General features: G+C 63.9%; 12 protein-coding genes. 11 read left to right on the top strand and 1 reads right to left on the bottom strand.

The annotated features are described in order from the left end of the window. Position 1 precedes the first annotated feature (1 nt). The 7 genes from QUG01_RS06840 to QUG01_RS06810 all read left to right on the top strand — a co-directional run bounded on the left by QUG01_RS06840 (position 2) and on the right by QUG01_RS06810 (position 7,654). A complete protein-coding gene (locus QUG01_RS06840; protein ID WP_500829472.1) occupies positions 2-508 on the top strand; it encodes a type II secretion system protein M in 507 nt (168 codons plus the stop codon). Next, entirely contained in the window at positions 505-1,254 is a 750-nt protein-coding gene (locus QUG01_RS06835; protein WP_500829471.1) for a type II secretion system protein N, read from the top strand. The genes QUG01_RS06840 and QUG01_RS06835 overlap by 4 nt, the downstream gene beginning before the upstream one ends. Before the next feature lie 204 nt (positions 1,255-1,458). After that, positions 1,459-2,586 carry a glutamine-hydrolyzing carbamoyl-phosphate synthase small subunit gene (carA, locus tag QUG01_RS06830; protein WP_500829470.1) on the top strand — a complete coding sequence of 376 codons (1,128 nt, stop codon included), beginning with the start codon at positions 1,459-1,461 and terminating at the stop codon, positions 2,584-2,586. Between the two features lie 15 nt (positions 2,587-2,601). Continuing rightward, positions 2,602-3,252, top strand: a complete 651-nt coding sequence (gene leuE / locus QUG01_RS06825; RefSeq protein WP_500829469.1) for a leucine efflux protein LeuE — start codon at positions 2,602-2,604, stop codon at positions 3,250-3,252. Between the two features lie 73 nt (positions 3,253-3,325). Beyond that, positions 3,326-6,535: a carbamoyl-phosphate synthase large subunit gene (carB, locus tag QUG01_RS06820; protein ID WP_500829468.1), complete on the top strand. Its 3,210-nt coding sequence runs from the start codon at positions 3,326-3,328 to the stop codon at positions 6,533-6,535. A 142-nt stretch (positions 6,536-6,677) separates the two neighbouring features. Continuing rightward, positions 6,678-7,154, top strand: a complete 477-nt coding sequence (gene greA / locus QUG01_RS06815; protein WP_043621847.1) for a transcription elongation factor GreA — start codon at positions 6,678-6,680, stop codon at positions 7,152-7,154. A gap of 71 nt (positions 7,155-7,225) precedes the next feature. Continuing rightward, a complete protein-coding gene (locus tag QUG01_RS06810; protein WP_500829467.1) occupies positions 7,226-7,654 on the top strand; it encodes a DUF4149 domain-containing protein in 429 nt (142 codons plus the stop codon). 91 nt (positions 7,655-7,745) lie between these two features. Here the strand turns inward: QUG01_RS06810 and yhbY are convergent, their stop codons facing one another. Beyond that, a complete protein-coding gene (gene yhbY / locus QUG01_RS06805) occupies positions 7,746-8,066 on the bottom strand; it encodes a ribosome assembly RNA-binding protein YhbY (protein WP_043621842.1) in 321 nt (106 codons plus the stop codon). 153 nt (positions 8,067-8,219) lie between these two features. Between yhbY and rlmE the strand changes: the two genes are divergently transcribed. The 4 genes from rlmE to glmM all read left to right on the top strand — a co-directional run bounded on the left by rlmE (position 8,220) and on the right by glmM (position 13,215). Continuing rightward, a complete protein-coding gene (rlmE, locus tag QUG01_RS06800) occupies positions 8,220-8,837 on the top strand; it encodes a 23S rRNA (uridine(2552)-2'-O)-methyltransferase RlmE (RefSeq protein WP_500829466.1) in 618 nt (205 codons plus the stop codon). Between the two features lie 84 nt (positions 8,838-8,921). Then, positions 8,922-10,844: an ATP-dependent zinc metalloprotease FtsH gene (gene ftsH / locus QUG01_RS06795; protein WP_500829465.1), complete on the top strand. Its 1,923-nt coding sequence runs from the start codon at positions 8,922-8,924 to the stop codon at positions 10,842-10,844. Positions 10,845-10,941: 97 nt separating this feature from the next. Beyond that, on the top strand, positions 10,942-11,778 hold the full coding sequence (folP, locus tag QUG01_RS06790) for a dihydropteroate synthase (protein WP_500829464.1): 837 nt from the start codon (positions 10,942-10,944) through the stop codon (positions 11,776-11,778). A gap of 99 nt (positions 11,779-11,877) precedes the next feature. Continuing rightward, positions 11,878-13,215: a phosphoglucosamine mutase gene (gene glmM, locus QUG01_RS06785; RefSeq protein ID WP_500829463.1), complete on the top strand. Its 1,338-nt coding sequence runs from the start codon at positions 11,878-11,880 to the stop codon at positions 13,213-13,215. The last annotated feature ends 129 nt before the right edge of the window (positions 13,216-13,344 follow it).

Below are 13,344 nucleotides of genomic sequence, written 5' to 3'. Positions count from 1 at the left end.
GATGAAAGCGTACAAACAACAGTTTCTCGATTACTGGCGGCAGCGCACCGTGCGCGAGCAGCGGCTGCTGGCGGCCATGGCGGCGGTGCTGGGCGCGGCTTTCCTGTATCTGGGAGTATGGGAGCCGGCCAATGCCTCGTTGCAGCGCAACCGCGCGGCGGTGGCGCGCTTGCAGGCGGAGCAGGGCATGGTGCAGGCGCTGGCGGACGAAGCGGCCAAATTGAAGCGCCAGCCGGCGCAGGCTCCGCTGCCGGCCAAGGAATTGATACCGCTGCTGCAGCAAACGGCCAAGGGCCAGGGCTTGCCGGGCGGCATCCAGTTCAATCCCGAAGGCGATTCCGGCGTCAGCATGGAAGGCGTGATGGGGTTTGACGATTGGGTGCGCTTCGCCGGCGTATTGTCGGCGCAGCAGCAGGTGCGCGTGCTGAACGTCAAGGTGGAGGCGCAGCCGGTGCCGGGGCAGGTGAAGATCAAGGCGCTGCTGGCGCATGCGGGGGCGGAGGCATGAGGCGCAAGATAGGGAAGGGCTTGGCCCTGGCGCTGCTGTTCCTGGCGGGCGCGCTGTCGGCCCTGCCGGCCAGTTGGCTGTCGTGGCCGGTGGCCAGGCTCAGCGATCGGCATTGGGATGTCAACGAGGCCAAGGGCACGGTGTGGAACGGCAGCGCGCAGCTGGTGTATCTGGGACCGTCGGGCGAAGTGCAGACCATGAGCCCGCTGGCCTGGCAATGGCAGCCGCGCGCACTGCTATCCGGCCTGCTGGCGTGGCATGTGGACAGCGCCGGCCAGCCGGGGCTGGTGCAGCTGGGATTCGGCAAGCAGGAGGTGAGAGGGCTGGCCGTCTCCTTGCCGGTGGCGGCGCTGGCCAATCTGTCCAAGACCTGGCAGGCGGCGCGGCTGGGCGGCGAGCTGCAATTGAACATCCCGCAGCTGGCGCGCCAGGGCAAGACAATCAGCGGCAGCGCGCAATTATTGTGGCGCGGCGCGTCCACCCCGCTGACGACGGCGCTGCCGTTCGGCAGCTATCAGCTGGATCTGTCCGGCACGCCGCAAGGGCTGAGCCTGAACCTGTCCACGCTGGAGGGCCCGCTGATGCTGAACGGCCAGGGCAGCTGGCCGGCCAACGGCGCCTTCCATATGGCCGGCACGGCGGATAGCCCGCCCGACAAGTACGATGCGCTCAAGCCCTTGATGCTGATGCTGGGGCAACCGTCCGGGCCGACCAGCGTCAGTTGGCAGTCCAAGACCGGCATGTGACGGTTTTTTTGCAAAATTCGGCTAATCGATATTGTGCGGTCGCAAAATGCGCGGTAATATAGAAAGGTTTAACCAAACGGGACAGGCGCAGGCGCCGAGTCCCGTTATTCACATAAGAATTTTGAAAATCCCAGGGTGTGAAACCAGAAACCGGCGCAGCCGGTTTTTGTGTAAGCGCCCAGGCAAAGCAACAGGAGCCAGCCAGTGTCAAACCTCCCCGCAATCCTTGTCTTGGCTGACGGCACGCTTTTCAAAGGTAGTGCTATCGGTGCCACCGGCCATACGGTGGGTGAGGTGGTATTCAATACCGCCATCACCGGTTACCAGGAGATCCTGACGGATCCCTCCTATACCAGGCAGATCGTCACTCTCACTTATCCCCACATTGGCAATGTCGGCGCGAATTCGGAAGACACCGAATCCCGCGCCGTTTTTGCATCCGGGCTCATCATCCGCGATTTGCCGCTGCTGCACAGCAACTTCCGCGCTGAAGATTCGCTGTCCGATTACCTGAAAAAGCACAATGTCGTCGCCATCGCCGACATCGACACCCGCAAGCTGACCCGCATCCTGCGCGAGAAGGGCGCCCAGGCCGGCTGCATCATGGCCGGCGACATCGACGAAGCGCGCGCGTTGGAACTGGCGCGCGGTTTCGGCTCCATGGCCGGCCAGGACCTGGCCAAGGTGGTCAGCTGCCAGAAGCCTTACGCCTGGACCGAGAAGGAATGGAAGCTGGGCGCGGGCTACCAGGTGCAGTCGTCCACCCGTTACCACGTGGTGGCCTATGACTTCGGCGTCAAGCACAACATCCTGCGCATGCTGGCCGAGCGCGGCTGCCAGCTGACCATCGTGCCGGCGCAGACGCCGGCGGCCGATGTGCTGGCGATGAATCCGCACGGCGTGTTCCTGTCCAACGGCCCCGGCGACCCGGAACCGTGCGACTACGCCATTTCCGCCATCCGCGAGATTCTGGAAACCAAGTTGCCAGTGTTCGGCATCTGCCTGGGCCACCAGCTCTTGGGCCTGGCCACCGGCGCCAACACCTCCAAGATGAAGTTCGGCCACCACGGCGCCAATCATCCGGTGCAGGATCTGGACAGCGGCCGCGTGATGATCACCAGCCAGAACCATGGCTTCCAGGTGGACGAAACCAGCCTGCCGGCCAATGTCCGCGTCACCCACCGCTCGCTGTTCGACGGCACGGTGCAGGGCATCGCGCTGACTGACCGCCCGGCCTTCTCCTTCCAGGGCCACCCGGAAGCCAGCCCGGGACCGGAGGACGTGGCTTATCTGTTCGACCGTTTCATCGCGGCGATGGCCGCGCGGCAGTAAGGGCGGAGTCGAATCATGTTGGGCATTACCGACCTTACCACCTACTTGATCGGCACGCTGATCGTCATCCTGTTGCCGGGGCCGAACGCCATGTATGTGCTGTCGGTGGCGGCGCAGCGCGGCAAGCGCGCCGGTTTCGCCGCGGCCGGCGGCGTGGTCAGCGGCGACTTCATCCTGATGACGCTGGCGGCCACCGGCGCGGCCGGCCTGCTGCAGGCCAATCCGGCGTTGTTCGCGGTGGTCAAGTACATCGGCGGCGGCTATCTGGCCTGGCTGGGCATCAATATGCTGAAGTCCGGCCTCTTGGCCTGGCGCCGCGCGCGTCGCGGCGAAGAGTCCGCCTTGGCGGCGTCGCCGTTGTCCGGCGGCCATCCGTACCGCAAGGCCCTGCTGATCAGCCTGATGAATCCGAAGGCCATCCTGTTCTTCGTATCGTTCTTCGTGCAGTTCGTCGATCCGGCCTATCCGCACCCGGCGCTGACCTTCGCCGCGCTCGGCGCCATCGTGCAGTGCTGCAGCATCGCCAATCTGTCCATGCTGATCCTGCTGGGCGACAAGCTGGCCGCGGCCTTTCGCCGCCGCCGCAAGCTGACGGCGGCGCTGGGTGGCTCGGTGGGGGCCATCTTCGTCGGATTCGGCGCCAAGCTGGCGGCGGCCAGCCTGTAAGGTCAATAGTGAACATGCCGCGTCGCCGAGTGCGGCGCGGCCGGAAAATACAAGTCATCAAAGAGTAGAAGCCATGCCAAAGCGTACCGACATCAAAAGCATTCTGATCATTGGCGCCGGCCCGATCGTCATCGGCCAGGCCTGCGAGTTCGACTACTCCGGCGCCCAGGCCTGCAAGGCGCTGCGCGAGGAAGGCTACAAAGTCATCCTGGTCAACTCCAACCCGGCCACCATCATGACCGACCCGGACATGGCCGACGTCACCTACATCGAGCCCATCAGCTGGCCGGTGGTGGAAAAGATCATCGCCAAGGAGCGTCCGGACGCCATCCTGCCGACCATGGGCGGCCAGACCGCGCTGAACTGCGCGCTGGACCTGGCCAAGCACGGCGTGCTCGAAAAATATAAAGTGGAGCTGATCGGCGCCACCGAAGACGCCATCGACAAAGCGGAAGACCGCGGCCGCTTCAAGGAAGCCATGGCCAAGATCGGCTTGTCCTGCCCGCTGTCCTTCGTCTGCCACACCATGGAAGAGTCGCTGGAGGCGCAAGCCAAGGTCGGCTTCCCCACGCTGATCCGTCCGTCGTTCACCATGGGCGGCTCCGGCGGCGGCATCGCCTACAACCGCGAAGAATTCCTGGCGATCTGCGAGCGCGGCTTCGAAGCCTCCCCCACTCATGAGCTGCTGATCGAGCAGTCGGTGCTGGGTTGGAAAGAGTATGAGATGGAAGTTGTGCGCGACAAGAACGACAACTGCATCATCATCTGCTCGATCGAAAACTTCGACCCGATGGGGGTGCACACCGGCGACTCCATCACCGTGGCGCCGGCGCAGACGCTGACCGACAAGGAATACCAGATCATGCGCAACGCCTCCCTGGCGGTGCTGCGCGAGATCGGCGTCGACACCGGCGGCTCCAACGTGCAGTTCGCCACCAATCCGGCCACCGGCGAGATGATCGTCATCGAGATGAACCCGCGCGTGAGCCGCTCGTCCGCGCTGGCGTCCAAGGCCACCGGCTTCCCGATCGCCAAGATCGCCGCCAAGTTGGCGGTCGGCTTCACGCTGGACGAACTGAAGAACGACATCACCGGCGGCGCCACCCCGGCCTCCTTCGAGCCTTCGATAGATTACGTGGTCACCAAGATCCCGCGCTTCGCCTTTGAGAAATTCCCGCAGGCCGACGACCGCCTGACCACGCAGATGAAGTCGGTGGGCGAAGTGATGGCCATGGGCCGCACGCTGCAGGAATCGATGCAAAAGGCGCTGCGCGGCCTGGAAACCGGCCTGTCCGGCTTCGACTCGGTCACCACCGACGAAGCCGCCATCCGCCACGAGCTGGGCGCGCCGGGACCGGAACGCATTCTGTACGTGGCCGACGCCTTCCGCATCGGCATGAGCCGCGACGACATCCACGCCGTCAGCAAGATCGACCCGTGGTTCCTGGCGCAGATCGAGGACATCGTCGGCGAGGAACAGGCGCTGTCCGGCCGCAAGGTCGAGGACATGGACTACGCCGAGCTGCGCCGCCTGAAGCGCAAGGGCTTCTCCGACCGTCGCCTGGGCGAGCTGCTGGGCACCGACCAGGCCGCCGTGCGCGCCAAGCGCTGGGCGCTGGGCCTGCACCCGGTGTACAAGCGAGTCGACACCTGCGCCGCCGAGTTCGCCACCAACACCGCCTATATGTACTCGACCTATGAGGAAGAGTGCGAATCCAACCCGTCGGACCGCAAGAAGGTGATGGTGCTGGGCGGCGGGCCGAACCGCATCGGCCAGGGCATCGAATTTGACTACTGTTGCGTGCACGCCGCGCTGAGCCTGCGCGAGTCCGGCTTCGAGACCATCATGGTCAACTGCAATCCGGAAACCGTGTCCACCGACTACGACACCTCGGATCGCCTGTATTTCGAGCCGCTGACGCTGGAAGACGTGCTGGAAATCTGCCGCATCGAAAAGCCGTTCGGCGTGATCGTGCAGTACGGCGGCCAGACCCCGCTGAAGCTGGCGCGCGCGCTGGAAGCCAACGGCGTGCCCATCATCGGCACCTCGCCGGACATGATAGACGCCGCCGAAGACCGCGAGCGCTTCCAGAAGCTGTTGAACGAGCTGGGCCTGAAGCAGCCGCCGAACCGCACCGCCCGCGCGCCGGCCGAGGCGATGAAGCTGGCCGAGGAAATCGGCTATCCGCTGGTGGTGCGCCCGTCCTACGTATTGGGCGGCCGCGCCATGGAAATCGTGCACGAGCCGGCCGATCTTGAGCGCTACATGCGCGAGGCGGTGAAGGTATCGAATGACAGCCCGGTGCTGCTGGACCGCTTCCTCAACGACGCCATCGAAGTGGACGTCGACTGCGTGTCCGACGGCCAGAACGTGGTGATCGGCGGCATCATGCAGCACGTGGAGCAAGCCGGCGTCCACTCCGGCGACTCCGCCTGCTCCCTGCCGCCGTACAGCCTGTTCCCGGCGCTGCAGGACGAGATCCGCCGCCAGACCGAGGCCATGGCGCGCGCGCTGAACGTGGTCGGCCTGATGAACGTGCAGTTCGCGATCCAGGGCGACACCATCTATGTGCTGGAGGTGAATCCGCGCGCCTCGCGCACCGTGCCTTTCGTCTCCAAGGTGACCTCGGCGCCGCTGGCGAAGATCGCCGCCCGCGCCATGGCCGGCATCAGCCTGACCGAGCAGGGCTTCACCAAGGAAGTGATCCCGCCGTTCTACGCGGTGAAGGAAGCCGTGTTCCCCTTCATCAAGTTCCCGGGCGTCGACACCATCCTGGGGCCGGAAATGAAGTCCACCGGCGAGGTGATGGGCGTGGGCAAAACCTTCGCCGAAGCCTACGTCAAGGCGCAGCTGGGCGCCGGCGACCGCCTGCCCAAGACCGGCAAGGTGTTCCTGTCGGTGCGCGACGGCGACAAGAACGGCGCGGTGGATGTGGCGCGCGAGCTGCAGCGTCTGGGCTTCGGCATCTGCTGCACACGCGGCACCGCCAAGCACCTGACCGAAGCCGGCCTGATCGTGCAGGTGGTCAACAAGGTGAACGAAGGCCGCCCGCACATCGTGGATATGATCAAGAACGGCGAAATCGATCTGGTGATCAACACGGTGGACGAGAAGCGCACCGCGATTCAGGACAGCCATTCGATCCGCCGTTCCGCCCTGCAGGCGCGCGTGCCGCAGTACACCACGCTGTCCGCCGCCAAGGCGGTGTGCGTGGGCATGAAGCACGCCGAGTCCTTCGCTGTGTACAGCGTGCAGCAATTGCACGCGCAGATCGCGGGTTGAGGCTAGCAGTCCATCGGTAGGCTTTGATGCGGAGGCGATTTGCCGTTACAATTCCGCTCAAACCCGCTTGTGCAAGCCGCCGTCCTGTACGGCGGCTTGTGCTTTTGATAAAGGCGGACAACCGCCTGTGGAGAATATTGTAATGACCAAAGTCCCGTTGACTGTACGCGGCGCCGAGCTTCTGAAGGAAGAACTGCAACGCCTGAAGAGCGTGGAGCGTCCGGCGGTGATCGAGGCGATCGCCGAGGCTCGTTCCCATGGCGACCTGTCGGAAAACGCCGAATACGACGCGGCCAAAGAACGTCAGGCCTTCGTCGAAGGCCGCATCGCCGAGCTGGAAGCCAAGCTGTCCAACGCCGTGATCATCAATCCGGCCGAGCTGGACGCCGATGGCCGCGTCGTGTTCGGCGCCACCGTCGAACTGATGGATCTGGAAACCGAAGAGAACGTGACCTACCAGATCGTCGGCGACGACGAAGCCGACATCAAGGTCAGCAAGGTATCGGTGAACTCGCCGATCTCGCGCGCCCTGATCGGCAAGGAAGCCGGCGACGTGGCCGAAGTGGTGGCCCCGGGCGGCATCCGCGAGTACGAAGTGCTCGACGTCAAGTACATCTGACCTGAATCCGAACCGCGCGCGATGCTTGATCGCGCGTTTTTCATGAGCGGCTTTCTGTTGCTGGGGGAAAAATGGACGGCTTGCGTGCTTTCGCCAAAACTTTCTGGATTGGCGGTTTGTGGGTAATCGGCCTGATCGTGGCGCCGGTGCTGTTCAAAACGCTGGACGCGGTGACTGCCGGCATGGTGGCCGGGCGTCTGTTCGCCGTCATCGCCTGGGTGGGGCTGGTGTGCGGCGTGTTCCTGATGGTGGACCTGGTGTGGCGCAATGGCGTGTCCGGCTTGAGGCAGGGGGCGTTCTGGCTCATTGTCGGCATGCTGGCGTGCACGCTGATCAACCAGTTTGGCGTGGCGCCTATCATCGTCACGCTGAAGCAACAGATGAACCATGCGGCCGAGGGCCTGTTCGGCGGCGGCTTCGCCACCTGGCATGCCATTTCCAGCCTGATCTACCTGGTGCAGAGCCTGCTCGGCCTGGCTTTTATCTGGCGCAGCGAGTAAGCGCCGCGCGCCTGGATGGCCGGCGCTGTGCCGCGCAGGCAACAAAAAAGCGGTGGCTGGGCCACCGCTTTTTGTTTACCGGCAAACGGACTCAGTCCTTCATCGCCTGCTTGTTTTTCGGCAGCGGGATGCGCTGCTTGTCGCTGGGGCGCCACAGCACCAACAGCTTGCCGATATGCTGAACCGGGGCGCAGCCCAGCTCGTCGCAGATCTGCTCGAACATGGCGACGCGGGCTTCGCGATCGTCGCCGAGCACGCGAACCTTGATCAGTTCGTGGGCGTCCAGATTGATGGCGATTTCGCGCACTACGGACTCGGTCAGGCCGTTGTTGCCGATCATTACCACCGGGTCGATGCCGTGCGCCAGACCTTGCAGGTACTTGCGCTGAAACGGCTTGATTTCAATTTTCATGGAAATACGGAATTCAAAGCAAAACGCGATTCTACTAGAATTTGCCCCTCCGCCCCAAATTTGGGCCTGAATTAACCGAAAAACAACAGGATAGCGCCGTGCGCCGCCGGTCCATCGGCTATCCTGAGCATTGAGACCACAGAAAGCGCCGAGATGGCAAGAAGCAAGAGCAGCAACGCCTGGTTGCAGGAACACGTCAACGACCAATATGTGCAAATGGCGCAGAAAGACGGCTATCGCGCCCGCGCCGCCTACAAGCTCTTGGAGATCAACGACAAGGATAAACTGATCCGCCCCGGCACCGTGCTGGCGGATCTGGGCTCCACGCCGGGCAGCTGGTCGCAAGTGGCGGCGCGCATCGTCGGCGACAAGGGCAAGGTGTTCGCGCTCGATATTCTGCCGATGGACCCGGTGCCGGGCGTCGATTTCATCCAGGGCGACTTCCGCGAAGAAGCGGTGTTGCGCGAGTTCGAGCAATTATTGGGCGGCCGCGCGCTGGATCTTGTAATTTCCGATATGGCACCCAATATGTCAGGCATGAGCGCCATCGATCAGGCCCGTAGTTTCCTCCTGTGCGAGCTGGCGCTGGATTTTGCGCGCGATCATTTGAAACCCGGCGGCCACTTTCTCGTCAAAGTGTTCCAGGGCAGCGATTTTCAGGATTACCTCAAGGCCATGCGCGAGCTGTTCGGCGAGGTGGTCACCCGCAAACCCAAGGCGTCACGCGATCGTTCCAGCGAAATCTATCTGCTGGGCAAGCATCGCCGCTGACACGAATGGGCGCGGAGCGTACAATCGTAGCCATTTAACGTACAAGCAACCAATAAAGTCAGGGCACAGAGGAGTCCGCTACTCGTGAACAATATCGGCAAAAACATCGCCATCTGGGTGATCATCGGCTTGGTGCTGATGACGGTGTTCAATCAGTTCAGCAAGCGCCAGGACACCCAGAACCAGCTCGAATACTCGCAGTTTGTCAGCGATGTCGAGTCCGGCAAGGTGCAGTCCCTGACCATAGAGGGGCATCCGCTGCGCGGCCAGTGGCTGAAAGGCAAGCTGACCGACGGCACCGCCTTCTCCACTTTCGCTCCGTACGATCCGCAGCTGGTGGACGACCTGATCAAGAACAATGTGCGCTTCTCCGCCAAGCCGGAGGAGGAGCCGTCCATGCTGATGAGCATCTTCATCAGCTGGTTCCCGATGCTGCTGTTGATCGGCGTGTGGGTGTTCTTCATGCGCCAGATGCAAGGCGGCGGCAAGGGCGGCGCGTTCTCGTTCGGCAAGAGCAAGGCGCGCATGCTGGACCAGGACGCGAACACCGTGATGTTCGCCGACGTGGCCGGCTGCGACGAGGCCAAGGAAGAAGTGAAGGAAATCGTCGATTACTTGCGCGATCCTTCCCGCTACCAGAGCCTGGGCGGCCGCATTCCGCGCGGCATCCTGCTGGCCGGTTCGCCGGGCACCGGTAAAACCCTGCTGGCCAAGGCCATCGCCGGCGAAGCCAAGGTGCCGTTCTTCAGCATCTCCGGCTCCGACTTTGTCGAAATGTTCGTCGGCGTCGGCGCGGCGCGCGTGCGCGACATGTTCGAGCAGGCCAAGAAGAACTCTCCGTGCATCATCTTCATCGACGAAATCGACGCGGTCGGCCGCCAACGCGGCGCCGGCCTCGGCGGCGGCAACGATGAGCGCGAGCAGACGCTGAACCAGCTCTTGGTGGAAATGGACGGCTTCGACACCAATTCCACGGTGATCGTGATCGCCGCCACCAACCGTCCGGACGTGCTGGACCCGGCGCTGCAACGCCCGGGCCGCTTCGACCGCCAGGTGGTGGTGCCGCTGCCGGACATCCGCGGCCGGGAGCAGATCCTGAACGTGCACATGCGCAAGGTGCCGATCGCCGCCGACGTCAACGCCGAAGTGATCGCCCGCGGCACGCCGGGCTTCTCCGGCGCCGACCTGGCCAACCTGATCAACGAGGCCGCCCTGTTCGCCGCCCGCCGCAACAAGCGTCTGGTGGACATGGAAGACCTGGAGTCCGCCAAGGATAAGATCATGATGGGCGCCGAGCGCCGCAGCATGGTGATGACCGAGGAAGAAAAGCGCAACACCGCTTACCACGAGTCCGGCCACGCCGTCGTCGCCAAGCTGCTGCCGAAGTCCGACCCGGTGCACAAGGTCACCATCATCCCGCGCGGCCGCGCGCTGGGCGTGACCATGCAGCTGCCGGAGCAGGACCGCTTCGCCTACGACCGCGGCTACCTGCTGGACCGTCTGGCCATTCTGTTCGGCGGCCGCATCGCCGAAGAGCTGTTCATGAACCAGATGACCACCGGCGCCAGCAACGACTTCGAGCGCGCCACGCAAATGGCGCGCGACATGGTCACCCGCTACGGCATGAGCGACAAGCTGGGCCCGATGGTGTACGGCGAGAACGAGGGCGAAGTGTTCCTCGGCCGCTCCATCACCACCCACAAGAACCTGTCGGAAGCCACGCTGCAGCAAGTCGATCAGGAAATCCGCCGCATCATCGACGAGCAATACTCGCTGGCGCGTCGTCTGCTGGAAGAGAACCGCGACAAGGTGGAGGCCATGACCGCGGCGTTGCTGGAGTATGAAACCATAGACGCCGAGCAAATCAACGACATCATGGCCGGCAAGCCGCCGCGTCCGCCCAAGCCGGGTTCCGGTTTCGCCGCCAAGCCGGAGGAAACCAAGCCGGCCGAGCCAACCGAACCGGCTGCCTCGTCGGCGACGTCCGATCCGGCTCAGGAAGTCTGATCCTGCAACCGTCTCCAACCGGGCAAGCCTCAACGGGCTTGCCCGGTTTTGCATTATTGCCCGCTGGTTGGTCAGGGTATCTGGAGCGCGAGATAAGATGAAAACCTTGTTGTGCGGGCGTTTCACGCTCGATCTGTCCCGTCCGCTGGTGATGGGCATACTCAATGTCACGCCGGATTCGTTCTCCGATGGCGGCCGCTTCAACCGCCTGGAAGACGCCTTGCGCCGCGCGGAGGCGATGCTGGCCGAAGGCGCGGATATTCTGGACATCGGCGGCGAATCGACGCGGCCGGGCGCGCCCTTCGTCAGCCCGCAAGAGGAAATGGTGCGGGTGCTGCCGGTGCTGGAGAAACTGCGCGATCTCGGCGCGCCGCTGTCGCTGGACACCCGCCGCGCCGAAGTGATGCGAGAGGCGCTGGCCCTGGGCGCGGTGGACCTGATCAACGATGTGTCGGCGCTGGAGGATGAGGGCGCGCTGCCCTTGGCCGCTTCTAGCCGTGCCGCCATCTGCCTGATGCACAAGCAGGGCAACCCGGACACCATGCAGGACAAGCCGCAGTATCAGGATGTGGTGGCCGAAGTGGCCGATTATCTGCAGCGCCGGGTGGCGCTGTGCATAGAGGCCGGCGTCGCCCGCGAACGGCTGCTGGTGGATCCGGGTTTTGGCTTCGGCAAGACCCTGGAACACAATCTGGCGCTGCTCAAACGCTTGGACGAGATCGAACGCATCGCCGGCGTGCCGCAATTGGTGGGGCTGTCGCGCAAGTCCATGCTGGGCGCGATCACTGGCGAGGCCGCGCCGGCGGAACGCCTGGGCGCCAGCGTGGCGGCCGCGTTGGAGGCGGCGCGGCGCGGCGCGGCGGTGATCCGCGTGCACGACGTCAAGGCGACGCGCCAGGCCTTGCAGCTATGGCAGGCGCTGCAGGAATCTTGATTTGAAACTGGTTTTCCCTGCCGGGATAATGGCAAAATGCCGGACTGATGGGTCCCAAGACCGTTATGTCCGGTATTCAACCGAAAAGAGAACACTGTAATGAGTCGCAAATATTTCGGCACCGATGGCGTGCGCGGCGAGGTCGGCAAGTTTCCGATCAATCCCGAATTCGTGATGAAACTCGGTTATGCCGCCGGCCGCGTGCTGGTCGATCATGACAAGGACAGCCGTCCCACCGTGCTGATCGGCAAAGACACCCGCATCTCCGGCTACATGCTGGAAGCCGCTTTGCAGGCCGGCTTTACTGCCGCAGGCGTGAATGTCTTGCTGACCGGCCCGCTGCCGACGCCGGGCATCGCCTACCTGACCCGCGCGCTGCGGCTGGAAGCAGGCGTGGTGATTTCGGCGTCGCACAATCCCTTCCACGATAACGGCATCAAGTTCTTCGCCGAGGGCGGCAACAAGCTGGACGACGCGCTGGAGCTGGAAATCGAAGCGATGCTGGATCAGCCGATGGCCACCAACGCCTCGCTGGAGCTGGGCCGCGCCCGCCGCATCGAAGGCGCCGCCGACCGTTACATCGAATTCTGCAAGAGCACCTTTCCCAACGAGATGAGCCTGAAGGGGCTGAAGCTGGTAGTCGATTGCGCCAACGGCGCCACCTACCACATCGCGCCCAAGGTGTTCCATGAACTGGGCGCCGAGCTGGTGGAGATCGGTTGCGAGCCTAACGGCTACAACATCAACGAGCGCGTCGGCGCGACGTATCCCAAGACGCTGCAGATGGCGGTGCTGGAGCACCAAGCCGACTTCGGCGTCGCGCTGGACGGCGACGGCGACCGCCTGATCATGGTGGACGCGGCTGGCCGCGTCTACGACGGCGACCAGCTGATCTACATCATCGCCAAGGCCCGCGCGGCCTGCGGCGCGCTGAAGGGCGGCGTGGTCGGCACGGTGATGACCAATATGGCGATGGAGCTGGCGCTGCAGAAGCAGGGCGTGCCGTTCGGCCGCGCCAAGGTGGGCGACCGCTACGTGCTGGAAATGCTGCATGCCGACGGCTGGCAGGTGGGCGGCGAGGCCTCCGGCCACATCCTGTGCCTGGACAAGCACAGCACCGGCGACGGCATCATCTCCAGCCTGCAGGTATTGGCCGCGGTGCAGCAACTGGGCATGAGCCTGGCCGAGATCTGCGCCGACTGGCAACCGTTCCCGCAGACGCTGATCAATGTGCGCCATAACGGTTGCGACTGGAAGGCCGCCGCCGCCGCGCCGCTGGCCGAAGCCGAGGCCGCGCTGCATGGCCGCGGCCGCGTCGTATTGCGTCCGTCCGGCACCGAGCCGGTGGTGCGCGTGATGGTGGAGGCCGACGACAAGACACTGGCCGATACTTGGGCCAGCGCCATCGCCAAGGCGATCGAGGCGGTCGTGGTCTGATTCTGTCTGTCTCAGCAGAAAAAATGCCAACCCTCGGGTTGGCATTTTTTTTGGCTATGTCCCAATTGTAAGTTGGTAGCCTCTCCCCACCGCTTCCTGCAAACAATGCACAGGTTGTATCTGCTGATG

This window comes from Chromobacterium sp. CCUG 76385, assembly GCF_059916625.1.
This window is presented reverse-complemented; position numbering and strand designations above follow the sequence as displayed.

Coding starts and splice junctions, on each gene's coding strand:
- QUG01_RS06810 (WP_500829467.1), top strand. CDS start 7,226: ATGGACGGCTTGCGTGCTTTCGCCAAAACTTTCTGGATTGGCGGTTTG.
- yhbY (WP_043621842.1), bottom strand. CDS start 8,066: ATGAAAATTGAAATCAAGCCGTTTCAGCGCAAGTACCTGCAAGGTCTG.
- carB (WP_500829468.1), top strand. CDS start 3,326: ATGCCAAAGCGTACCGACATCAAAAGCATTCTGATCATTGGCGCCGGC.
- rlmE (WP_500829466.1), top strand. CDS start 8,220: ATGGCAAGAAGCAAGAGCAGCAACGCCTGGTTGCAGGAACACGTCAAC.
- folP (WP_500829464.1), top strand. CDS start 10,942: ATGAAAACCTTGTTGTGCGGGCGTTTCACGCTCGATCTGTCCCGTCCG.
- glmM (WP_500829463.1), top strand. CDS start 11,878: ATGAGTCGCAAATATTTCGGCACCGATGGCGTGCGCGGCGAGGTCGGC.
- greA (WP_043621847.1), top strand. CDS start 6,678: ATGACCAAAGTCCCGTTGACTGTACGCGGCGCCGAGCTTCTGAAGGAA.
- leuE (WP_500829469.1), top strand. CDS start 2,602: ATGTTGGGCATTACCGACCTTACCACCTACTTGATCGGCACGCTGATC.
- QUG01_RS06840 (WP_500829472.1), top strand. CDS start 2: ATGAAAGCGTACAAACAACAGTTTCTCGATTACTGGCGGCAGCGCACC.
- QUG01_RS06835 (WP_500829471.1), top strand. CDS start 505: ATGAGGCGCAAGATAGGGAAGGGCTTGGCCCTGGCGCTGCTGTTCCTG.